General features: G+C 51.7%; 21 protein-coding genes and 4 pseudogenes. 12 read left to right on the top strand and 13 right to left on the bottom strand.

What is annotated here, in order from left to right:
• The first annotated feature begins 29 nt into the window (after positions 1 to 29).
• The 7 genes and pseudogenes from QJT81_21910 to tssG (QJT81_21880) all read left to right on the top strand — a co-directional run bounded on the left by QJT81_21910 (position 30) and on the right by tssG (QJT81_21880) (position 6,215).
• Complete coding sequence (locus QJT81_21910) at positions 30 to 512, top strand: type VI secretion system tube protein Hcp (protein ID WGZ94394.1); 483 nt, start codon at positions 30 to 32, stop codon at positions 510 to 512.
• On the top strand, positions 509 to 1,315 hold the full coding sequence (locus QJT81_21905) for a type VI secretion system accessory protein TagJ (GenBank protein ID WGZ94393.1): 807 nt from the start codon (positions 509 to 511) through the stop codon (positions 1,313 to 1,315). Before QJT81_21910 ends, QJT81_21905 begins: the two co-directional genes overlap by 4 nt.
• On the top strand, positions 1,305 to 1,910 hold the full coding sequence (tssE, locus tag QJT81_21900; protein ID WGZ94392.1) for a type VI secretion system baseplate subunit TssE: 606 nt from the start codon (positions 1,305 to 1,307) through the stop codon (positions 1,908 to 1,910). Before QJT81_21905 ends, tssE begins: the two co-directional genes overlap by 11 nt.
• A 5-nt stretch (positions 1,911 to 1,915) precedes the next feature.
• Complete coding sequence (gene tssF / locus QJT81_21895; GenBank protein WGZ94391.1) at positions 1,916 to 3,790, top strand: type VI secretion system baseplate subunit TssF; 1,875 nt, start codon at positions 1,916 to 1,918, stop codon at positions 3,788 to 3,790.
• Positions 3,754 to 4,287 carry a type VI secretion system baseplate subunit TssG gene (gene tssG, locus QJT81_21890; GenBank protein WGZ94390.1) on the top strand — a complete coding sequence of 178 codons (534 nt, stop codon included), beginning with the start codon at positions 3,754 to 3,756 and terminating at the stop codon, positions 4,285 to 4,287. Before tssF ends, tssG (QJT81_21890) begins: the two co-directional genes overlap by 37 nt.
• A 65-nt stretch (positions 4,288 to 4,352) precedes the next feature.
• Positions 4,353 to 5,677 (top strand): annotated as a pseudogene (locus QJT81_21885) (UPF0236 family protein).
• Positions 5,678 to 5,708: 31 nt separating this feature from the next.
• Positions 5,709 to 6,215 carry a type VI secretion system baseplate subunit TssG gene (gene tssG / locus QJT81_21880; protein ID WGZ94389.1) on the top strand — a complete coding sequence of 169 codons (507 nt, stop codon included), beginning with the start codon at positions 5,709 to 5,711 and terminating at the stop codon, positions 6,213 to 6,215.
• Between the two features lie 217 nt (positions 6,216 to 6,432).
• Here the strand turns inward: tssG (QJT81_21880) and QJT81_21875 are convergent, their stop codons facing one another.
• The 3 genes from QJT81_21875 to QJT81_21865 all read right to left on the bottom strand — a co-directional run bounded on the left by QJT81_21875 (position 6,433) and on the right by QJT81_21865 (position 8,363).
• Entirely contained in the window at positions 6,433 to 6,738 is a 306-nt protein-coding gene (locus QJT81_21875; GenBank protein WGZ94388.1) for a hypothetical protein, read from the bottom strand.
• A gap of 283 nt (positions 6,739 to 7,021) precedes the next feature.
• The gene (locus QJT81_21870) at positions 7,022 to 7,507 is read right to left on the bottom strand and encodes a hypothetical protein (GenBank protein WGZ94387.1); all 486 of its coding nucleotides are present in this window, start codon (positions 7,505 to 7,507) and stop codon (positions 7,022 to 7,024) included.
• Entirely contained in the window at positions 7,437 to 8,363 is a 927-nt protein-coding gene (locus tag QJT81_21865; protein ID WGZ94386.1) for a transposase, read from the bottom strand. The genes QJT81_21870 and QJT81_21865 overlap by 71 nt, the downstream gene beginning before the upstream one ends.
• A gap of 85 nt (positions 8,364 to 8,448) precedes the next feature.
• Here QJT81_21865 and QJT81_21860 point away from each other — a divergent pair, with 85 nt between their 5' ends.
• Together QJT81_21860 and QJT81_21855 are read left to right on the top strand one after the other, a co-directional pair.
• The gene (locus QJT81_21860; GenBank protein ID WGZ94385.1) at positions 8,449 to 9,189 is read left to right on the top strand and encodes a hypothetical protein; all 741 of its coding nucleotides are present in this window, start codon (positions 8,449 to 8,451) and stop codon (positions 9,187 to 9,189) included.
• A 302-nt stretch (positions 9,190 to 9,491) separates the two neighbouring features.
• A complete protein-coding gene (locus QJT81_21855; GenBank protein WGZ94384.1) occupies positions 9,492 to 10,670 on the top strand; it encodes a DUF2278 family protein in 1,179 nt (392 codons plus the stop codon).
• Between the two features lie 152 nt (positions 10,671 to 10,822).
• Here QJT81_21855 and QJT81_21850 read toward each other — a convergent pair.
• The 9 genes and pseudogenes from QJT81_21850 to QJT81_21810 all read right to left on the bottom strand — a co-directional run bounded on the left by QJT81_21850 (position 10,823) and on the right by QJT81_21810 (position 17,801).
• Positions 10,823 to 11,864, bottom strand: a pseudogene (locus QJT81_21850) (IS630 family transposase).
• A gap of 173 nt (positions 11,865 to 12,037) precedes the next feature.
• On the bottom strand, positions 12,038 to 12,631 hold the full coding sequence (locus QJT81_21845) for a methyltransferase (GenBank protein WGZ94383.1): 594 nt from the start codon (positions 12,629 to 12,631) through the stop codon (positions 12,038 to 12,040).
• Complete coding sequence (locus QJT81_21840) at positions 12,631 to 13,008, bottom strand: SirB2 family protein (GenBank protein ID WGZ94382.1); 378 nt, start codon at positions 13,006 to 13,008, stop codon at positions 12,631 to 12,633. The genes QJT81_21845 and QJT81_21840 overlap by 1 nt, the downstream gene beginning before the upstream one ends.
• Before the next feature lie 12 nt (positions 13,009 to 13,020).
• On the bottom strand, positions 13,021 to 14,148 hold the full coding sequence (locus QJT81_21835; protein WGZ94381.1) for a 5-(carboxyamino)imidazole ribonucleotide synthase: 1,128 nt from the start codon (positions 14,146 to 14,148) through the stop codon (positions 13,021 to 13,023).
• Positions 14,149 to 14,243: 95 nt separating this feature from the next.
• Positions 14,244 to 14,771, bottom strand: coding sequence for a DUF4124 domain-containing protein (locus QJT81_21830; GenBank protein ID WGZ94380.1), 528 nt, complete (start codon positions 14,769 to 14,771; stop codon positions 14,244 to 14,246).
• Between the two features lie 114 nt (positions 14,772 to 14,885).
• Positions 14,886 to 15,434, bottom strand: a complete 549-nt coding sequence (gene mog / locus QJT81_21825; GenBank protein WGZ94379.1) for a molybdopterin adenylyltransferase — start codon at positions 15,432 to 15,434, stop codon at positions 14,886 to 14,888.
• Positions 15,435 to 15,507: 73 nt separating this feature from the next.
• The gene (locus tag QJT81_21820) at positions 15,508 to 16,437 is read right to left on the bottom strand and encodes a LysR family transcriptional regulator (GenBank protein ID WGZ94378.1); all 930 of its coding nucleotides are present in this window, start codon (positions 16,435 to 16,437) and stop codon (positions 15,508 to 15,510) included.
• 108 nt (positions 16,438 to 16,545) lie between these two features.
• Entirely contained in the window at positions 16,546 to 17,109 is a 564-nt protein-coding gene (locus QJT81_21815) for a hypothetical protein (GenBank protein ID WGZ94377.1), read from the bottom strand.
• Positions 17,103 to 17,801 carry an SDR family oxidoreductase gene (locus QJT81_21810; protein WGZ94376.1) on the bottom strand — a complete coding sequence of 233 codons (699 nt, stop codon included), beginning with the start codon at positions 17,799 to 17,801 and terminating at the stop codon, positions 17,103 to 17,105. The genes QJT81_21815 and QJT81_21810 overlap by 7 nt, the downstream gene beginning before the upstream one ends.
• Positions 17,802 to 18,232: 431 nt before the next feature.
• On the opposite strand from QJT81_21810, the pseudogene QJT81_21805 reads away from it, so the two are divergent.
• Positions 18,233 to 19,281: pseudogene (locus tag QJT81_21805) on the top strand (IS630 family transposase).
• 62 nt (positions 19,282 to 19,343) lie between these two features.
• A complete protein-coding gene (locus QJT81_21800) occupies positions 19,344 to 19,769 on the top strand; it encodes a transposase (GenBank protein WGZ94375.1) in 426 nt (141 codons plus the stop codon).
• Here QJT81_21800 and QJT81_21795 read toward each other — a convergent pair.
• Positions 19,756 to 20,797 (bottom strand): annotated as a pseudogene (locus QJT81_21795) (IS630 family transposase). The gene QJT81_21800 and the pseudogene QJT81_21795 overlap by 14 nt on opposite strands.
• Positions 20,798 to 20,988: 191 nt before the next feature.
• On the opposite strand from QJT81_21795, the gene QJT81_21790 reads away from it, so the two are divergent.
• Positions 20,989 to 22,410, top strand: a complete 1,422-nt coding sequence (locus QJT81_21790; GenBank protein ID WGZ94374.1) for a transposase — start codon at positions 20,989 to 20,991, stop codon at positions 22,408 to 22,410.
• Positions 22,411 to 22,472 lie beyond the last annotated feature (62 nt).

The following is a 22,472-nucleotide window of genomic DNA, read 5'->3' as shown; positions in this document are numbered from 1 at the left end:
AAAAAACAGCTTGCTGAAGGAGGTTTACAATGGCAGTTGATATGTTCTGCAAAATTGACGGTATTGATGGCGAAAGTACCGACGATAAACACGCCAAATGGATTGAAATAGATAGTTATACTTGTGGCGTGTCTCAACCAGTGTCGGGGAAAAACGTGGGTGGACTGACGGGGGGTAAGGCAGATTTCCAGCCCTTTGGTATTGTTAAAACCGTTGATGCGGCGACACCCGATTTACACACGTACTGTGCCAATGGTAAGCACATTCCCAAGGTGGAAATAGAGTGTTGCTTGGCGACGGAGGATAAACACGTTTTCATGAAGTATACCTTGGAGGATGCCATCGTTAGCTCGATTACAGCCACTGGATCAGTAGATGATGTGCGTCCAGCCGAAAAAGTTACATTTGCTTACGGCAAAATCAAGTGGGACTACACCCCCATTGATAAGACGGGTAAACCCGGTGCGGCGCTGAGTCGTGCGTGGAATGTGGGAACGAATGCCAAAGGATGAAACACGAAAATTACCTGCGGGCAGGCAAGCTGGCGGAGGCGTTGGCCTGTTTGCAGGATCTGATCCGCGATCAGCCGTCTCTCAGCAAGTACCGGATTTTGCTGTTCCAGTTATTGGCGGTGATGGGGCAATGGGAACGTGCCTTGAAGCAGTTGGACGTGATTCGGGGGCTGGATGATAGCGCGTTAGCGATGGTGCATTTGTACCGTTCGGCAATTGCGTGCGAAATGTTGCGCGAACAAGTGTTCCAAGGGCAGCGTGTGCCGGTTTTTATGGGGAAACCCGATGCATGGCAGGCGTTGCTGTTACAGGCTTTGACGCTGAGTGCGGCTGGTCATTCGACTGAGGCACTGGCGGTGCGGGAACAAGCGTTTGCACAAGCACCCGCATCAGCAGGTAAGGTCGATGGTATCGCGTTTGAATGGCTGGCGGATGCCGATTCCCGTTTGGGGCCGACTTTGGAAGTCATTATGGAAGGTGGCTATCGGTGGGTGGCTTTCGCACACATTCAGACCTTGACCTTGGAAAAGCCCGTCGATTTGCGTGATTTGGTGTGGTTGCCTGCGCATATTCAGTGGCGTGCCGGGGGGGATTCGCCCGTGTTGATTCCTACCCGTTATCCGGGGTCGGCAAACCAAGCGGATACCTTGGCCTTGGCGCGGCGTACTGAGTGGGAAGAGCCTGCCCCCGGTAGCTTTATCGGTTACGGACAGCGGGTGTTGACCACCGACACCGACGATTACCCGTTGCTGGATGTCAGGTTCATTGAGTTCTTGCCGGAAGGTAAGGTTCATGCCGACTGAGACGTATCTGCCTTCGCTGTTGGACAGGCTGGCAGATGACGCCCATGTGAATCATTCCATGGAAAATTGCCAACGGGAAGTCACCCGCTTGGAAAAACAGTTGCTTAATCAGTCGGATAACGGTGATCCTGCGCAACGTCAACAATGGCTAAAAGCCCTTCAAGATAACCGCACGCACTTAGCTTTTCTGCAAAAAGCCTTGGGGTCATTGCAGGGGATTCGTGATTGCGTGCGCCGCGATGTCGGCTGGTTATTGAATACCCGCAATCTGTGTATTGATGATTTGGAAACACAGTACCCTGAAATAGCGGCTTCTGTACTGAACTACGGTTTGCCGGATTTAACCGGTAAAACGGCTTCCAGTTTGCAGGCAGGTAAGCTGGAAAAAATGCTGGAAAAAGCCATCTCGGTGTTTGAGCCACGCATTTTGCGCCAATCCTTGCAGGTCAAACTGCTGACTAACGAATCCATGCAGGATCACAATGCCCTCGTATTCGAGATTACGGGGTGGTTATGGGCGGAACCTAGCCCGCTGCGGTTGCAACTGACCACACACCTAGATTTGGAAAACGGGGACATGAAAATTCTGGAGTAGTGTTTATGCATCCCAAAATGCGTGATTATTATGAAAAAGAACTGAATTATCTGCGTGGAATGGGTAAAGAGTTCGCAGATCAATTTCCGGGGGTGGCGCAGCGCTTGGATCTGGGGCGGTTTGAATGCGCTGACCCTTATGTTGAGCGCTTGCTGGAAGGGTTTGCCTTTCTGACAGCGCGGATTCAATTGCAGATGGATGCGGAATTCCCAGGGTTTACCCAGTATCTGCTGAACATGGTCTACCCGCATTACCTGTCACCAACACCTTCCATGACAATCTTGCGCATGACCCCTGACTTGGATGGGGGGGTAACAGCAGCCGGTTTTCCTTTACCAAAAGGAATGCGCTTGTTCACGGATGTGGGTTTGGAAGGGCAGTCCCGTTGTGAGTTCCGTACCTCACGGGATGTGACGTTATGGCCGGTACAAGTGATTCAAGTGGAGTATTTGACGGCGGCTGAAGCAGGTTATTACCCCCTGCCCCGCCAACCGCCTGCCAAGGCGGGGATTCGCTTACGTTTGCAAGTGGCTAACGGGATTCCTTGGCGTGAAATGCCGCTGGATGATTTGGTGTTTTACCTAGATGGCGGGCGTGAAACAACAGGGCGGGTGTATGAGTTATTGGCAGCACATACCCAAGCTTTGGTGTTGCAGCCAGTTGTGCCTGCTGGGCAATCACCCGCATGGCGACAGGTTTTGCCTGCTGATAATGTACAACCCTTGGGGTTTGCTCAAGAAGAAGCCTTGTTGCCGTACACGGATGTGTCGTTCCAAGGGTATCGCTTGCTGCAAGAGTATTTTGCTTTTCCAGAACGCTTTCTGTTTATCCGTTTGAGTGGGTTACAGGCAGCCGTACAACGTTTAGGCAATGAGGAGGCGTTGGAAATCGTTTGTTTGTTTCAGGATAAAAACGATGGGTTAAAAGGATGGCTGAATACGAGTAATGTCGTCTTGAATTGTGTGCCTGCTATTAACCTGTTTCCACGGCGTGCTGACCGGGTGCATGTGGCGGCGGTATCCCGCGAGCAGCATGTGATTGTGGATCGCACTCATGCACAAGATTATGAGGTGTATGCGATTACCGATGTGGTTGGATTTGACAGCAACTTGCAAGAGCAGCAGCGTTTTCGGTCTTTCTACGATTGCCGTGGGGAACACAAGGCCGGTAATGCGTATTACACCTGGCGGCGTGTGCCGCATTTACCCCCCTTAACGAAGCAGGCTGGTAGGCATTATCAGGGTAGCGAAGTGTATTTGTCGTTGGTGGATAGTACCGCAGCACCGTATGCCCCCGATCTTAAACAATTGGGGGTCAGTGTCTTGTGTACCAATCGGGATGCACCGTTGTATACCTTCCAACATAAAGGGCAAGTTCGGTTTACGCTCGACGCCAGTGCGCCGGTCAAACAGGTTGAGAGTCTGGCTGGGCCTAGCACGCCTTTGCCTGCTCACCCGGATGGGGAGCACGCTTGGCGGCTCATTAATCATCTTTCCTTGAATTATTTGTCATTGCTGGATACGGATGACAAGCAAGGAGCCGCAGCCTTGCGTTCATTGCTGCGGTTATACGCCAATATGAGTGAGGCTAGTGTGAGGAAGCAGGTAGATGACGGCATTCTGAAGATTAACAGCCGCCCGGTGGTGCGGCGGATACCGGGAAGTGGCCCGATTGCGTTTGGGCGGGGCGTGGAGATTGCGTTGCAATGCCAGGAAAGTGCTTTTGATGGCTTGGGGGCTTTTTTATTGGGTTCCGTACTCGAAAAGTTCTTCGCGAAGTACGTTTCTATTAACAGCTTTACCCAAATGAGCCTGAATACCGTGGAGCGAGGAGAGGTGATGCGATGGCCGATACGGACAGGAACGACCCCGATTTTGTAGATATTCTGACCGATCTGGGCAGGCAGGCGAATCGCTACGATTTTTTCGCGGCATTGCGGGCGGTGGAGTGTCATTTTCGGGATAAGCCACGTCTGGGGCAAAGTGTGAACCCGGCAGAGGATGGCATTCGCCTAGGGCAGGAACCGTCCAACTTGTTTGCGCCATCTGCCTTGCATTCTTGCCAGCCACAGGCTGATGGTTATTGGCATTTGCAAGTGCTATTTTTTGGGCTGTTTGGGCCACAGGGGCCATTACCGCAGCATTTGACAGAGTATGTGCGGGAACGGCGTCGCAATGAGGTTCGGGATGAAGCGACCCTGGCGTTCATGAATCTGTTTCATCACCGTCTCTTGAGCCTGTTGTACCGCGCATGGGCGAATAAAGAACCCACGGTGCAGCGCGACCGGGTGGAGAACGATGATTTTGACAGGTATACGGGGGCGTTACTGGGGATAGGTATCCCGGAATTGCAACACCGCGATGCCATGCGGGTGTGAACAAAAGTGCGGTGTCCTGTAGACTAAGATGGCATCCCCTAAAACCAGAGAAAAAGGACTTTCCCATGTTGACAGTTAGCTCCCGCGACCAAAAACTTTTAGAAGCCTTGAACCGCAACCCCGCATTAAAAGCTCGGATGGAAGGGCTAATCGAGGTGGTTGAAAATGCCGGTGATGACATTATCAAAGCAGCAGACGCCGAACAGCGGGTGATAGAAGAACTGCGCCAAATGGGAAATGATGCGATCACTGCATGGGCAAACAAACGTGTAGAAAAATGCACAGCCCCAGCCTGTGAAGAAGGCATTGGGAAGTATGTAAAGAGTGGAAAAAAAACTGTCATTGGCACACGACCTACGGAAAAATCCACATAAGCGAACCGGTCTACCGGATTCCCGGCAAGCGTGTCCGCCCCTTTAGCCAGAGTGCCGAGGTTGTTTGCCGAGGCTGTTCGCTCCCGCTGCAACGGGCGGTGACGGACTTTGGGGCGGACTGTTCATTTGCTCAAGTGCCTGATAAATTAGAAGAACATTACGGGATACGGCTGGCATCCAGCAGCATCCGACACATCACCGAAGGTCACGCCAAACGCATCCATGAATCCCAAGTGTTGATAAAAGACTATCCAAGCACGTTGGGAAAAGCCTATGTCATTGCCGAAATGGACGGCAGCATGATCCCCATCGTCGAGATTGACGAAACAGCCCCCGACAAGCGCAAAGGCAAAAAGGAAAGCTGGAAAGAAGCCCGCCTGTGTCTTGCCCACGCCAAAGGCAGTGCTACGCCAACGTTTGGCGCAATATTCGGTGGCACGGTAGAAGATGCTGGAAAAATCTTATTCGACACCGCCTGCCGTGCTGGATTTGGAAAAAGCACGTTCCTCCATGCAGTGGGTGATGGGGCAAGCTGGATCAACCGTCAAGTGGATGAACAATTTGGCACACAAGGACATTACCTGATTGATTTTTATCATGTTTGTGAATACCTATCAGCAGCATCCGCAAGCTGTTCATGCCTCAAGGACAAGGATAAATGGTTTGCCAAACAGAAAAAAGCCCTACAGGATGGTCAAGCTCAAGCGGTCATCGACACACTGAAACCTTTCCTCGAAGCAGAAACGGTAGAAGACAGTAACGCCCCAGTACGAGCTTGTCACCGTTACCTGAGCAACCGCATTGAGCAACTGGATTACCCGACAGCAAAATCCCTCGGATTGCCCGTGGGGTCGGGCGAAATAGAAAGTGCACACCGTTACATCATCCAGCAACGCTTAAAAAAATCGGGGGCATGGTGGAAAAGTGATAATGCGGCGGATATGTTGGCGTTGAGGGTCATGCGGGGAAACCAGCAATGGAAGCATTATTGGCGAAACACCGCTGAGGCGGCATGAGGTTTACCGCACTTTTGTTCACACCCATGCCATGCCGGATGACAGCAAACGCTATTTTGCGGCTTATCTGGGGGGGCAAGGGCGTCATGCCAGTGGTTTGCTGGCCTTACTCAAGGCATTTTTTCACGTACCGTCACAGATTGAGGAGTTTGCCGGGGAATGGTTGGCGATTCCGGCAGAAAGCCAGTCTTGCTTGGGCAGGCCGTTGGGAACCCAGTTGGGGGTTGATACGGTGTTGGGGCAATACAGTTGGCAGCGGCAATACAAATTTCGCATCCGTTTGGGGCCGATGAATCTGGCAGAGTATGAGGGGTTATTGCCGGGGAAACCCAATTTGCAGTTGCTGGGTGCAATTGTCAGGAATTATCTGGGGGATGAGTTGAATTGGGAGGTAGGGCTGGTATTGCATAAAGAGCAAATACCGGCTGCCCGTTTGGGGCAATACGGGCAACTGGGTTTAACCAGTTGGTTTGCGCCTGCGATACCTGTCAGCGATGCCGATGATTTGGCCGTCGGGAGGACGCGTTTGTTGGTTTGATCTTGAATTCACCACCAAACTTTCAAGCGATTGCCCTGCATTAAAACTTCTAAACCTATTCAACAAGGTATCTACAGACTACACAACACACAAACCAACAAAACACTCTCAAGCTGACTAAGTCGCTATCTCCTAGAAGACATCGACGTCATCAAACTTAATAGTGACTTAAAAATACTCAACTAGTATTTCTTGCAAAGTTCATCTATAGATAAAATTAGTAGGCGCTATAGATAATCTTGCCTGATGGCTTGACCTCCATAGAATCCACGATAGTTTTCCATACATCTTGATTCAGATGTTCTGGCAGACGGATCACACTATTAGTTTGCGTCTGTGTAGAGACTCCGCTAACCAAGTTATACCAATAAAACTCACCACGAGTATTGGCAGCTTCAGCTTGAGAAAGCACTGCTACTGAAGCAGATGGAACAGAGGACAGAATCTCTGGCATAGTATCAGAGGCAAAAGCAGGTGATGCAGCAACAACAAACAACACAGCAACTAAAGATGACTTGAACATAAATTACTCCTTTTCGCTTTGATCAATTAAATTAACAAAACAAGATAGTTATCTACTACCACAATTAATGATAGATCAATTTAGCAAATAATCAAGCTCAATTTACTTATCGATAATAATAAAAAAAATCTATTTATTAATAAATCAATAGATTTCACTCAATCCATTAATAAATCTCAACAGTCGTGACATTCCCCCAAAACCAAGCATGATGTTAGGCAGCAGCCTTACTGAACTGCTGTTTTAACACCTTGATTATGGGTATTTTCCCGCTGTTAGCGGTTCATGTTTGCCTATCATCGTCCTCATCGCCGTTGACGGCCGCGTTAATTCGCCACCAGAAGGCTTTGGGGGGAGAGCGCAGTAATTGCCGTGCCAGTAGTGGTGCTAAAATCTGTCGCACGGTGTTCTCGGAAGGCAATTCACGGGAACGGGTGCGCAAATACAAGACCTGCTGCTTCCACAGCCCCTCATGGTACTTGAGGGAAAACAGTTGTAGCAAACCGGTGGCGATGCAGGCACACAACACAAAGGTTTCCATTGCCTGCCAGCAGGCCACCACCGTGGGGAGGTGCTGTGCTTGGGGGGCTTTGAGATGCCGATTGGCGGTAGGTCGCCGGGAATGGCGCGGCAGGTAACGGCTCCAGAAGTGGAAGCGGAATGCGCCCATGGTATTTTTCAGGGCATCAAACAAGGTTTCAATCCGGGTGCGTCGGCAGTACAGGGTGAGGATGGTTTCCGCGTCCAGCACCAAATCCGAACACATCAATCAGGCGTACCGACTCCTCCTTGCCATAAATGCACAGGGTCACTTCACGGAAAAAATCAGCATGGTCAAAGGCTTCCCACAACACCAGCTTCATCCCGTACTGGCGTTGCCGCCCACGCCTTCCCGGCGGTTTGGGTGGCGCAGGGAAGTAGGCCACATAGTTCTTTTTAGCGCGGGTGATGACCTGCACCAGTGGTTGTTGTAACGCCACCGACCAAACCGAGCGTGCCAGCCGGAACACCGAAGCCGTGGCAAAGAACGCATCCAGCACCAGCCACACCGGGCGGTCATTCACCTGCGCAAACGACAACGCCATCTGCACCACCCGTGTCCCCAGTTTGAGTGTCGGGTCGTTAGCATCCTCTTCCCCCAAATGCCGAAACCCCTGATGGATTTGCAAACTCAGCGGCAGGCAGAAACAGGCGGACAGGCTCCCCACCAACAACCCCACGGCTCCCCAACACTGCCCCCGGAAATAGTCCGGTTTGCTTTGGGTTTCCGAGGTTTCCCGCAAGGAAACGACCCCCGGCATCCGCCCACCATCCTTAACCACATGGGTATGGTCGCCCAGCACCACCAAACGCCCCGCCACCTCAACCAGCGGCGCATGGGACAACACCCACCGCTGCCAGCTCGCCCGTAACCGCTCAGGATGGTAAGACCCGGCACGAAAAAAATGGAGCAACCGATGGTAGCCCCGTTCATCCGATAACCAGTAACGGCACATCGACGTGACCCCGCTCATCTCGGTCGCCGCTAAAAAGCTCAGGATGATGGCGCAAAACAATAGCCATGCTCGCTGGCGCGAAAATTCACTTTTAAAGTGGTGAAGGCTCTGGTATAGATCAACTAGCATGATGTCCCTTGGATAATAGGTCGCTGGTAACGCCTACTCTAAGGGATTTCGTGCTGCTTGGGGGAATGGGGAGAACTTATGACTGTTGAGTAAAAAGAACTATGTGGCCTACTTCCCTGCGCCACCCAAACCGCCGGGAAGGCGTGGGCGGCAACGCCAGTACGGGATGAAGCTGGTGTTGTGGGAAGCCTTTGACCATGCTGATTTTTTCCGTGAAGTGACCCTGTGCATTTATGGCAAGGAGGAGTCGGTACGCCTGATGTCCCATACCCTGTGGTGGAAACCGTTAGGGCAGCCGCTGCAATTTGTCTGGGCAGTCACTTCCCGTGGCCCCATCCTGCTGATGTGTTCGGATTTGGTGCTGGACGCGGAAACCATCCTCACCCTGTACTGCCGACGCACCCGGATTGAAACCTTGTTTGATGCCCTGAAAAATACCATGGGCGCATTCCGCTTCCACTTCTGGAGCCGTTACCTGCCGCGCCATTCCCGGCGACCTACCGCCAATCGGCATCTCAAAGCCCCCCAAGCACAGCACCTCCCCACGGTGGTGGCCTGCTGGCAGGCAATGGAAACCTTTGTGTTGTGTGCCTGCATCGCCACCGGTTTGCTACAACTGTTTTCCCTCAAGTACCATGAGGGGCTTTGGAAGCAGCAGGTCTTGTATTTGCGCACCCGTTCCCGTGAATTGCCTTCCGAGAACACCGTGCGACAGATTTTAGCACCACTACTGGCACGGCAATTACTGCGCTCTCCCCCCAAAGCCTTCTGGTGGCGAATTAACGCGGCCGTCAACGGCGATGAGGACGATGATAGGCAAACATGAACCGCTAACAGCGGGAAAATACCCATAATCAAGGTGTTAAAACAGCAGTTCAGTAAGGCTGCTGCCTAACATCATGCTTGGTTTTGGGGGAATGTCACGACAGTTGAGAAGCTCTTGCACCTTGCTCCATTTTCCGCTGTAACCTACCTACTAGCAAAACGCCAGCGTCATGCAAATACAGAAGCAGGGCGTAAAATACCTGCAAAAAACTACCAACCCCGTGCAACAAACTCCTAATACCCCCACCCGCTCTCCTGTAGTCTAACCCTATTCGTTTTCATCCGGCAGGTGGGAAATGCCCAGTGGAAGAGCAAAGTTTCATCGTCGGGTTTTATCGTACCCACGGGCTGCATCCAGACAAGGTTGTGGGTACGGTACAGGCCCCCGAATCCACTGTGCGCCTGAACTTCAACGGGATGAGTGGGTTATGGCAAGCCATGATCCGTTTGCATGACATATCAACGAGCCAGACGAGGTACAACACAATGTCTTTGAAACAATATGGGGTGTTGGTGGGCAAAGCCACCGCCGGAAAACGTGAGGATGGTGAGGACACTCCCCACTATCAGGTTAAGGTGCGCAGCGCAGGCGTGGACTACCGTCTGGCGGTCAACGTCAAATCCAAAGGCGACAAGCCAGAATTGCTCTACCTCGTTGCTGACCCCTTTGAACACCCGATCCTGAATCGGCTGGCGGGGTTGGCAGAAGGCTTCACTCTGGTTCCCTCCCAAGCAGGCGGTGTAGCACTGGATTTTGTGCGCGGCAACCTGTTCGACAAAGACGGGATGCGCACGCTGCCCCACAACCTGCCAGGCCCCAGCAATGACCTGAACGACCGGATCGAACACTTGGTGGCACGAGCCATCAGTGAGCAGGATGCTCAGGTGTTCGCCTTTGGTGAACGCTGGGGACCAGAACAGGATCTGAAGGACAAAATTTTCGGTTTCAAGCCCGGCAATGGCGTCCATGACATCCACATGAACCAAGGCAACGACGCCGCTTACCGCAAGGATGATGGGGTGTGGCAGGACGGCGGCTTGCTGTTCCACTTCCCTTCCACCCGGCAATGGGTGGGCGTCTTTCTGGCATTCCAGTCACAGTCTTGGCATACGGATGACCAAACCGGTCATACGATTGAGGAGGATGACGACCAAATCACAGACAAGCAGGTGCGCATCATTGCAGCGATGGTGAACCCCGCCGGACCAGACCCGGAAGTGGAAACCGTGTTGCTGCTCAACCCCTCACCGCAAGCCATTGACCTGAGCGGCTGGCAGATTGCCGACCAGCAAAAGCGCAAATGCCCATTGTCGGGCAGACTGCCTGCCCACGGGACAATCAGCGTGCAACTGGGGGCAGGGGTGAAACTGGGCAATTCCGGCGGGCTTATTACCCTGTTGGATAACACTGGTATCAAAGTACACGGTGTCAGCTATACCAAAATACAGGCACGGGAAGAAGGTTGGCTGGTCGTATTCTGAGGTAATGAATCAATGAGATTACCTGCAAAAAAGTACTATGTGGTGTGCCAGATGAAAAATACTGGCCCTATACCGACAAACAAGGCGCTGAACCAGACGGTTTTGACCGTGAACCAAGCGCATTTGTGTATGCCATTGCGGATAATTATACTTCAACCGCCCATAATTGCAGATTCCTCAAAGGTCTGAAAGTTGAGAGTCAGCAAGGAGTCCAAGGCTTTTTTATGCGTAGTGTGGGTTTGTGCCAAACAGGCATCAATGGCCTGCGCAAACGCGGTAAAGTTTTCATGGTAACGTGAATACAGGCATTCCTTCTTCACAAACTTCCAGAGGCGCTCAATCAGGTTCAGGTTGGGGGAATAAGCGGGTAGGAACAACAGTTCGATCCCGAGTGTTTGGGCGAATGTTTGTACCAGGCTACAGCGCTGGTAACGGGCATTGTCCATCACCAAGGTCACCGGGACATCCAGGGCCAATGCCTTGATTTGCCGAAGCAACTGACAAACACTTTGGGAGTTGATGTAACTGTCATTGGTCACGGTGACCAGTTCATGGGTGACTGCATTCAACGCACCGAGGACATTGTAGCGCTGGCGTCCGGCAGGGGCGCGGATGAACAGCCGGGTGAAACACCACAGGAACCCCAGAAACGGGGCCAGGACAAAATGGGCGGCGTCGACAAAGAAAACGGCGCGTTTTCCGGCCTTGGCCTCCTCAAGACGCGGCTCCAGCTCTTTTTTTAAAAGTCTCCTGGGCAGCAGGGTCGGCTTTCGCCGGTATCATCCCCACCTTCCTGACGGACAAACCCAAGTCATGCAGGAATAGCCGCACGGCTTCCCGCTTGAGTTCAAGGCCGGTTAAGCGCTGTATATCAGCGATCGCCTGACTGATCCGGGTCGGTGGATGCTTCTCAAAATGTTTCTTCAGGGGCTCACGGAAAGGTTCCAACCGGCGGGTTGGGCGACGGAAATCCAGTTGTTCCAAGGCAGCGATCCCACCTTGTTGGTAACGTTTCAAATAACGGGTGACCGTCGTTGAACTCACCTGTGCCAGCCGTTCAATGTCCCCATGCGCCATTCCCTGGCTTTTTAGCCACAACACTTCCATCCGTTGGCGGACGCGAGGGTGGGCATGGCGGTAACGCCCCTCATTCAAGGCGGTTTGATCGGATTCGCTGAAGTCTATCTGGATCATGGAAAGGACGACCGGTTGCCAATAACAGCCGTACTTTGCTTGAGGGCTTCTCATTATTCAACAGCTATTCACGGGCAAAGTATAGAAACGCAAGATTTTGCGTCTCTACGGCAGTGGTCGCGCCTGCCGGTTTCATTATCGGCGGGCGTTTTTTTGCGCTGGTATCCTCTACGCTATTTGTGCTTCTCCGCATACGACACCGTATACGCCTGCCCTTGCTTGAGCTTATCGAAATTCCCGAAGACTTCTTTCAAATTACGTTTCATGTATTCACGCAAGCCGTTGATCGTGACCAAATACACCCTTCCGCCCGGTTTTAGGTGATGTTTCATATCATGCAGCAAAATGCTCATCATTTCTTTGCCGACTTTGGCAGGAATATTGGAAGCAATCACATCAAAGCGGGCATCTTTGTCGATGTGCTGGAAACCGTTACTCAACATAGCCCGCGCATTGGCGAGCTTATTCACACCCGCATTGCGATTGGCGTACTCCACTGCCATGAAATCTTTATCGACCATCAGGGTTTGACCTTGGGGAGCGAGTTTCGCCATCACCAAACCGACTGGGCCGTAACCGCAACCAAGATCGAAACAATCATCGGTCGGGTTGATTTTCAGGTATTTCAGCAGCAAATCCGTGCCGTCATCAATTTCACGCGGGGAAAAAATCCCCCAGGTCGACAGAAACGTGAACGGCTGCCCGCATAACTCAGCGTCAAAACGAATATCGTCACGCAAGCTTTTGGTGTAAGGAATATCTGCCATTAGAGGATAGCCGGTGCAAGGTTTTTCGCATACAGGAAGGTATAAGCAAAGGCCGCCAGACCTGCTAACCACAACACAATAGCGGCCACTTTACTCAAACCGGGTTTCAACGCAATCACACCCAGCACAACGTAAGCAATCAAGCCCACCGCTTTGATAATGACAAAATTATCCACGCCATGTGTAGTGCTGACAAATGCCAGCCACAAACCTGTGCCCAATAAAATTAACATCGACAGTGAGGCACTCGCCAATGCCGCTTTGCTTGTCACTGCTGGGTTATTGGTGAGCATCCATACGCCCCGAATCAAATAAATCACAACTGACAACAGTGCGATAATTGCGTGTACCTTAAGTACCAGAGTATTAATGTCCATGTGGTGCGTTCCTTATTGCAATTGTTGAAAAATATGGCCTGCTTCTATTAATGCATCATCCAATTGCTTAGCAAGTGTGCAGTAATGCCCCATTTTGCGAGCAGGGCGGGCTTCGTGTTTGCCGTACAAGTGTAGCTTGGTATTCGCACTTTGCAGCAATGCCAACCAATTAGGCTGAGTACCGTGCCACAAATCGCCGAGCATATTGACCATTACCACGGGTGACAGCAGGTCGGTTGCGCCGAATGGCAATTCGCAGACCATGCGTACTTGCTGTTCAAACTGTGATGTGATGCAAGCATCCAGTGTGTAATGCCCGCTGTTGTGCGTGCGTGGTGCCATTTCATTAATCAGCAACTCGCCTTGGCGGGTGACGAAGAATTCCACCGCCATCACGCCAACGAAATCCAGCTTGTCCGCCATGCGTGTGGCGGCGGCTTGAGCATCGTCGGCGACTGCTACATCAATCCGCGCTGGTACAATGCTTTGGTGCAAAATACCATTGCGGTGTTCGTTCTCGGCAACGGGGAAACAACGCACATCGCCGTCAACACTGCGGGCGAGAATGACCGAAATTTCGCGTTCCAATTCCACCCGCTGTTCCAGCACACATGCCACACGCTGCAATTGGGCAAACGCGGCTTGCGCTTCGGCAACCGAATGCACAGTTACTTGACCCTTGCCGTCGTAACCCATGCGGGCGGTTTTGAGAATAGCGGGGAATTGGATGCTGTCGGTTGCGGCGGCAATATCCGCTGCGGTGCGAATCGCCACAAATGGCACAGGCTGCAAGCCACACGCCTGCACAAATTCTTTTTCCACGATCCGATCCTGCGCCATTTTCACAGCATGGGCGGAGGGGCGTACTGGTGCATAGTGCGCGAGGAATTCCAGTGTTTGTGCGGGAATATTCTCAAATTCAGTGGTGATCACATCGCTGCGTTTACCAAATGCTGCCAATGCGGCTTCATCATCGTAAGCGGCAATAATGTGATCGTCCGACAATTGCGCAGCGGGGCTGTGAAAATCCGGTTCGAGGATAATCACGCGGTAGCCGAGAGTACGAGCGGCGACGGTGAACATGCGTCCGAGTTGCCCGCCACCGAGCATTCCGATGGTTGATCCGGGGAGTAGTGTCATGAAGCTTCAGGGTCTGTCAGTAGGGTAAAACAAGCGCGAAGAATACAGCAAAATGCGTTACGACGCATCAATGCAACCAGCGTTGCAATAAAGCGTTACAGGGGCAGTAACGCTGAATGCCGCAGTAGGCTGAATTTAACTGGCTCAGTGTTTTGGATAATATTACCTTCGGCATCATTTAAGACTGCAAACACACTGTGTTCACCGCGATCCACTTCGGTCAGTGCAAAGGAAAGTGTTGCGCCGGAAGCTACTTGCTTGGAGTCCAGGTAGAGTGACACGCCATCACCAGGTTTTAACTGTGGTTTCAGTGAGACCGTCACGTTGATATTGCCTTCATTGGCACGAATGGCTTCATCAGCGCCGGGAGAGGTGATCTTGAAGTCAGAATAGGCTTCCTCTGTTTCTTCAACGGGGGTTTCAGGCTTGGCGGTTGGTGCGGGCGTTGGGCTATCGGCTATGGTTAGCAAGGGCAAATCCACCGGTTTAGCGGCACTTTGTTTCGGTGGGGTATCGCCATACACCGTATTACCGGCAGCATCCACCCAGCGGTAAATGTCAGCTTGAGCTGAAATGACGGATAAACCCAGTGCTAAAAGCAGAGCAAGCAAACCTACGCGCATACAATTCCACGGTTTTGGGTGAAGACTTGTCTGATTCTACTGAAAATACTGCGTGGATTGGTAAGTGGTGGGATAAACGGTGGAAATGCGTGGATTGCCCCACCCCTTTGAGTTTTACCGTGGCTTAGCGTGCGCCGGGCGAAAGGCTTTGCAGTGTTCAGGGGCGGATGTCAGGTAGGCTGCTTCGATCAAATCTAAGCAGTACGGGATGGCAGGAAACACGGCTTGCAGGCAATCATCAATCGCAGAGGGTTTGCCCGGTAGGTTGACGATCAGGCTACGCCCGCGAATACCGGCTGTTTGACGCGATAGAATGGCGGTCGGTACAAACTGCAAGGAGGCAGAACGCATCAGCTCACCAAAACCGGGCATCATTTTGCTACACACGGCTTCAGTGGCTTCCGGAGTTACATCACGTAAGGCAGGCCCTGTGCCGCCGGTGGTCACGATGAGGCTGCAACCTTCTTGGTCACTGAGTTCACATAAGGCGGCTTCAATGTCGGGTTGTTCATCGGGGATCACCCGTGCAACGGCCTCCCAAGGGCTGGTGAGTACCCGGCTAAACCATGCTTGGATAGCAGGGCCACCTTTATCTTCGTATTCACCACGGCTGGCGCGATCAGAAATGGTCAAAATGCCAATGCGTGCAATGCTGGTGGTCATCGGGGGATCCTGTTTACTGTGGGAGTCATGCTTAACGGCTCGTATTGTAACGGTAACACCGCCTTTAAGACGACTAGGTTTTAAAACCTTTGGCACGTTGCATGATATGGGTGACGGCTGTTTCTAATTGGGTGCGTAGCCATTGTTGCGCGGAGTCGCTTTGATGGCGTGTGTGCCATAACATGAAAAGCGGCACGGGAGGGAGATTGAAAGGCGGTATTATGACCGAAAATTCTGCTAATGCCTCGATACGCAACATGCTCGGCGCGATAGCCAGTAAATCACTGCCCCGCATAAAACTCGCCATATCCCACACATTGGGAACACGCACGGCAACTTGTTGTTCCAATTCCCGCAAGATGGGTGCTGCGATTGACCCGTTACGTTGTTGTCCTTCCGGCAGATGCAAGCCGATGTAGCGGGCTTGACGAAAGTCGGCTAAGGTGCGTGGCGCTTCGCGTGCATTGCTATCAAAAAAACAGCGGGATTGGTCGATGAATAAACGTTTGTAGAGAATATCAACCCCCTCTGGTGCGACGGGGGACAACAACACATCCGCTTTGCCCGTGCGTAATAACGCCAGCGACGGGGCTTCGGCGGTGATGGTCTGCAAGGAAAACTCGCTAACCTCTGTTGCCACTTGCCGATACAAGTCGGGTAACACGATGTCACGCAGAAAATGGTTGGTTCCCACCGTGAAATGCAGCACTGCCTGCTGAGGTTTGAAAACGGGCGTAGCGGTCAACTGCTGCATTTCTGACAGCACCACCCGCATTCGTTCTCCCAAGTTTTCGGCGCGTGCCGTGGCAACAATTTCTTGCCCACCGGTACGCACGAATAACGGATCTTGAAATACTGACCGCAACTTGGTAAGGCACTGACCAATGACGGTTTTCGTAATTCCCAATTTATTGGCGGCACTCGCAATCGAACCCTGTTCCAGTACGGTCAGGAAAACATGCATCGAGTGACCATCTAAGGCAAGGTAATCGTGATCTTTCATGCTAATGATGTTAGCAGCATGTTTTTATTTATAAAAATATATAAAAAAGATTTCGTAATTAGTTTTTTTGTAGTCAATAACTAACAGTCGCCAAAAAACTACCGACTATCAGAAAAATGCCAGTATGAGTAACACAAAACCCACCACACCTAACAATAAAACAAATAACAGCGATAGCACGCCGAGTATCAGAGAGAAGGGATTTACCAATGTCCCGATGCTCAAGTAGGAGCCAATCAGTTCACGCGCTTCACCAGCGAGTGAGCCGATGCTCCACAAACTTTTCGCAGAGCTGAGGAAACCCAATTTCTGTACCTGTCCTGCACGGATACCCTGTACGGTTTCAGTGATTTCACCTTGGGCATCATCCAGCATTTGCCCGGCGATAGTGGGCAAGTCTTTCAGTTCTTCCAATGCCCACCAGAAACGCAATAAGATCAATAGCGGCAGTAACACCACGCCAGCCACGATGAGTGCACTGGTTAGCGATGTGCCTTTGAGAAAAAATAACCAGATAAAAATCCACACATCCAGCCCCATTCCCAATAAAGCAGCAAAACGCACTTTGTCGGCAACACTGTCGACCAATGGCAATAAACGCTCAAAAATCACCAGCAAGCGATGGCGTTTGTCCGCTGCTGGCGATGCCGGATTCGGTGTTTCGGCTACCACGGGATAGTGCTGCCGTCGATGTCGATCAAACGCCCTGAGTCGGCAAAGGTGACGTTGGCAAGATTGCGTTTCAAGGCAGCAACCGATTCTTCGACGGACAATTCACCGTTGGGGCCGCCCATGTCTGTTCTTACCCAACCGGGGTGTAAGGCCACCACAGCAATTCCCTTGCGTGCCAAATCATGCGCGGCGCTCTTGTTGACCATATTCAATGCGGCTTTGCTGGAGCGGTACAAGTAACTACCACCGGAGGTGTTATCCGCAATACTGCCCATTTTACTGCTCATATTGGCAATGATTTTACGCTCGCTAAGGGCAACGTTCGCCGCAAAGTCTTGCATCATCAGCATCGGGGTAACGACGTTGATATGCAGCACGTCTAGCCATTCCTTTTCCTGGCACTGCCCGAAACCTTGGCTGCTCCAACTGCCTGATACGCCCGCGCTATTGAATAAGATGTCGATGGCTTGCCCCTTGAGTTGAGCAGCAAGTGCGGCACGTTGAGCCGCTTGGGTAACATCCAGCAGGTGCAGGGTGATATGACCGTTGGAATGCTGGGCTAATTTATTCAGATCGTGAGCATTTTCGGGTGAACGGCAGCAAGCCAAGACATTCCAGCCATCCGCCGCATACTGGCGAACCAATTCCAAGCCGATACCGCGATTCGCACCGGTAATCAAAATAGTGGGCATGTAGACCTTCCTCGTTGTTTTAGGGTTGTACGCATTATAGCAGCGTCACCAAGGTGATCTAGCTTAACAATGCATTCATTCTACGTTAGCGAAGGTGGAATGCTCATGGTTTTCGATTGCTCGTTATTACTTAATGGTAAGGTTGACATGCCCTTGTTTGATGGCGCAACGGAATCAGAGACCGAATTTATCCGTGTCGACCCATTCCATACTCAAGAGTGACCAAAAGTCGATAGCCAGACCATTGAGGGTTTGAAACAGTTTCCATAAAATCTATCTAAATCTATTCAAACTTTATCATTTTGGTTAGGTTTATAAAAGCGTAGTGCCGTTTATCCGTAAAAGATATACCAGTCCGTGCCATAAAATAGTTTTTTTGATCAGGGAAATATGGTTAGATGACTGGTAACAAAAGCAGCCATGAGTAATGTATGACATTAAAAATCACTTTCACTGAGGATGAGATAGCGGAGCTGTTCTACTGGAAGGAGCGCCATCCTCATCCCAGAGTCCGTAAGAAAATGTCCGTGCTGTACCTGAAATCCCAACAGTTGACGCATAAGGAAATCAAACGATTGGAAAGGATTACAGAAGCCACGCTGCTTGCCTACCTAAACGCCTACCTACAACCTAACGGTTTAGAAGCTCTTAAAGAAATACGATTCAATAAACCACAGAGTGATTTGATGGCATATAAAGACAAGATTGAAGCCTATTTTCGTGAATATCCCCCCGCAACCAGCAAGGCGGCAGCCGCTAAGATTGAGGAGCTGACAGGCATCAAACGCAGTGAGGACAGGGTACGTGTCTTTATGAAGAAAATAGGGATGGACATCCATAAAGTGGGGATGATACCCGCCAAAGCTGATGTGGAAGCACAAGAAAAGTTCCTGGAAAATGAACTAAAACCGCGCATTCAGGAGGCTAAGGAGGGCAAACGCGCCCTTTTTTTGTCGATGCCGCCCACTTCGTGTTAGCACCGTTTCTGGGGTTTTTGTGGTCATTTTCCCGCGTATTCATCAAAGCCCCCTGTGGTCGACAACGCTACAACGTATTGGGCGCACTCAATGCGATAACGCTACAACTCATCACGATCACTAACGACTCCTATATCAACGCTAACAGCGTGTGTGAATTATTGGAAAAAATTGCAGCGTTAGCACTCAAAATACCGATCACTTTGGTCTTGGATAATGCCAAGTATCAACGCTGTGAAGCCGTGTTTGCCTGTGCGAAAAGGCTCAATATTGAACTATTATTTTTACCGACCTATTCACCCAACCTCAATCTGATTGAACGGTTGTGGAAGTTCGTCAAGAAAAAATGCTTGTACTCGAAATACTATGATAAGTTTCCCGCTTTCAAGGCGGCCATCACCAACTGTCTCGACAAGCTGGATACCGATCACAAGAAAGAACTGACCCAGTTGATGACAACAAATTTTCAAACCTTTAAAAATGTTCAGGTCTTGACGCTGTAAGGTATAGCAGCAAAAGCACGGATGACTAGACAACTATCACACCGTGCTGCATTCTGTTTGCCATGATCATCAGCCACAAAATCCGCCTTGACCCCAACCATAAGCAAGCGACGTACTTGGCGAAAGCCGCTGGTACAGCACGGTTCGCCTACAACTGGGCGTTGGCAGAATGGCAAACCCAATACGCCGCATGGAAAGACGATAACACCCAGCCAAAACCCAACCAAATGGGCTTGCGCCGCCAATTGAACGCCATCAAACGCGAACAATTCCCCTGGATGCTGGAAGTCACCAAAAACGCCCCGCAAATGGCGATTATCCAACTCGGTGCAGCTTTCAAGAACTTCTTTGCGGGGCGAGCCAAGTACCCGCAATTCAAAAAGAAAGGCAAAAGCCGCGACAGTTTCACCCTCACCAACGACCAGTTCAGCCTTGACGGTTGCCGCATCTGCATTCCCAACCTTGGGTTATACTTCAACCGCCCATAATTGCAGATTCCTCAAAGGTCTGAAAGTTGAGAGTCAGCAAGGAGTCCAAGGCTTTTTTATGCGTAGTGTGGGTTTGTGCCAAACAGGCATCAATGGCCTGCGCAAACGCGGTAAAGTTTTCATGGTAACGTGAATACAGGCATTCCTTCTTCACAAACTTCCAGAGGCGCTCAATCAGGTTCAGGTTGGGGGAATAAGCGGGTAGGAACAACAGTTCGATCCCGAGTGTTTGGGCGAATGTTTGTACCAGGCTACAGCGCTGGTAACGGGCATTGTCCATCACCAAGGTCACCGGGACATCCAGGGCCAATGCCTTGATTTGCCGAAGCAACTGACAAACACTTTGGGAGTTGATGTAACTGTCATTGGTCACGGTGACCAGTTCATGGGTGACTGCATTCAACGCACCGAGGACATTGTAGCGCTGGCGTCCGGCAGGGGCGCGGATGAACAGCCGGGTGAAACACCACAGGAACCCCAGAAACGGGGCCAGGACAAAATGGGCGGCGTCGACAAAGAAAACGGCGCGTTTTCCGGCCTTGGCCTCCTCAAGACGCGGCTCCAGCTCTTTTTTTAAAAGTCTCCTGGGCAGCAGGGTCGGCTTTCGCCGGTATCATCCCCACCTTCCTGACGGACAAACCCAAGTCATGCAGGAATAGCCGCACGGCTTCCCGCTTGAGTTCAAGGCCGGTTAAGCGCTGTATATCAGCGATCGCCTGACTGATCCGGGTCGGTGGATGCTTCTCAAAATGTTTCTTCAGGGGCTCACGGAAAGGTTCCAACCGGCGGGTTGGGCGACGGAAATCCAGTTGTTCCAAGGCAGCGATCCCACCTTGTTGGTAACGTTTCAAATAACGGGTGACCGTCGTTGAACTCACCTGTGCCAGCCGTTCAATGTCCCCATGCGCCATTCCCTGGCTTTTTAGCCACAACACTTCCATCCGTTGGCGGACGCGAGGGTGGGCATGGCGGTAACGCCCCTCATTCAAGGCGGTTTGATCGGATTCGCTGAAGTCTATCTGGATCATGGAAAGGACGACCGGTTGCCAATAACAGCCGTACTTTGCTTGAGGGCTTCTCATTATTCAACAGCTATTCACGGGCAAAGTATACAACCCCTCAACTGTTTCTCAACAGTCATAAGTTCTCCCCATTCCCCCAAGCAGCACGAAATCCCTTAGAGTAGGCGTTACCAGCGACCTATTATCCAAGGGACATCATGCTAGTTGATCTATACCAGAGCCTTCACCACTTTAAAAGTGAATTTTCGCGCCAGCGAGCATGGCTATTGTTTTGCGCCATCATCCTGAGCTTTTTAGCGGCGACCGAGATGAGCGGGGTCACGTCGATGTGCCGTTACTGGTTATCGGATGAACGGGGCTACCATCGGTTGCTCCATTTTTTTCGTGCCGGGTCTTACCATCCTGAGCGGTTACGGGCGAGCTGGCAGCGGTGGGTGTTGTCCCATGCGCCGCTGGTTGAGGTGGCGGGGCGTTTGGTGGTGCTGGGCGACCATACCCATGTGGTTAAGGATGGTGGGCGGATGCCGGGGGTCGTTTCCTTGCGGGAAACCTCGGAAACCCAAAGCAAACCGGACTATTTCCGGGGGCAGTGTTGGGGAGCCGTGGGGTTGTTGGTGGGGAGCCTGTCCGCCTGTTTCTGCCTGCCGCTGAGTTTGCAAATCCATCAGGGGTTTCGGCATTTGGGGGAAGAGGATGCTAACGACCCGACACTCAAACTGGGGACACGGGTGGTGCAGATGGCGTTGTCGTTTGCGCAGGTGAATGACCGCCCGGTGTGGCTGGTGCTGGATGCGTTCTTTGCCACGGCTTCGGTGTTCCGGCTGGCACGCTCGGTTTGGTCGGTGGCGTTACAACAACCACTGGTGCAGGTCATCACCCGCGCTAAAAAGAACTACGTGGCCTACTTCCCTGCGCCACCCAAACCGCCGGGAAGGCGTGGGCGGCAACGCCAGTACGGGATGAAGCTGGTGTTGTGGGAAGCCTTTGACCATGCTGATTTTTTCCGTGAAGTGACCCTGTGCATTTATGGCAAGGAGGAGTCGGTACGCCTGATGTCCCATACCCTGTGGTGGAAACCGTTAGGGCAGCCGCTGCAATTTGTCTGGGCAGTCACTTCCCGTGGCCCCATCCTGCTGATGTGTTCGGATTTGGTGCTGGACGCGGAAACCATCCTCACCCTGTACTGCCGACGCACCCGGATTGAAACCTTGTTTGATGCCCTGAAAAATACCATGGGCGCATTCCGCTTCCACTTCTGGAGCCGTTACCTGCCGCGCCATTCCCGGCGACCTACCGCCAATCGGCATCTCAAAGCCCCCCAAGCACAGCACCTCCCCACGGTGGTGGCCTGCTGGCAGGCAATGGAAACCTTTGTGTTGTGTGCCTGCATCGCCACCGGTTTGCTACAACTGTTTTCCCTCAAGTACCATGAGGGGCTTTGGAAGCAGCAGGTCTTGTATTTGCGCACCCGTTCCCGTGAATTGCCTTCCGAGAACACCGTGCGACAGATTTTAGCACCACTACTGGCACGGCAATTACTGCGCTCTCCCCCCAAAGCCTTCTGGTGGCGAATTAACGCGGCCGTCAACGGCGATGAGGACGATGATAGGCAAACATGAACCGCTAACAGCGGGAAAATACCCATAATCAAGGTGTTAAAACAGCAGTTCAGTAAGGCTGC

Source organism: Candidatus Thiothrix putei (assembly GCA_029972225.1).
GTDB lineage: Bacteria > Pseudomonadota > Gammaproteobacteria > Thiotrichales > Thiotrichaceae > Thiothrix > Thiothrix putei.
This window is presented reverse-complemented; position numbering and strand designations above follow the sequence as displayed.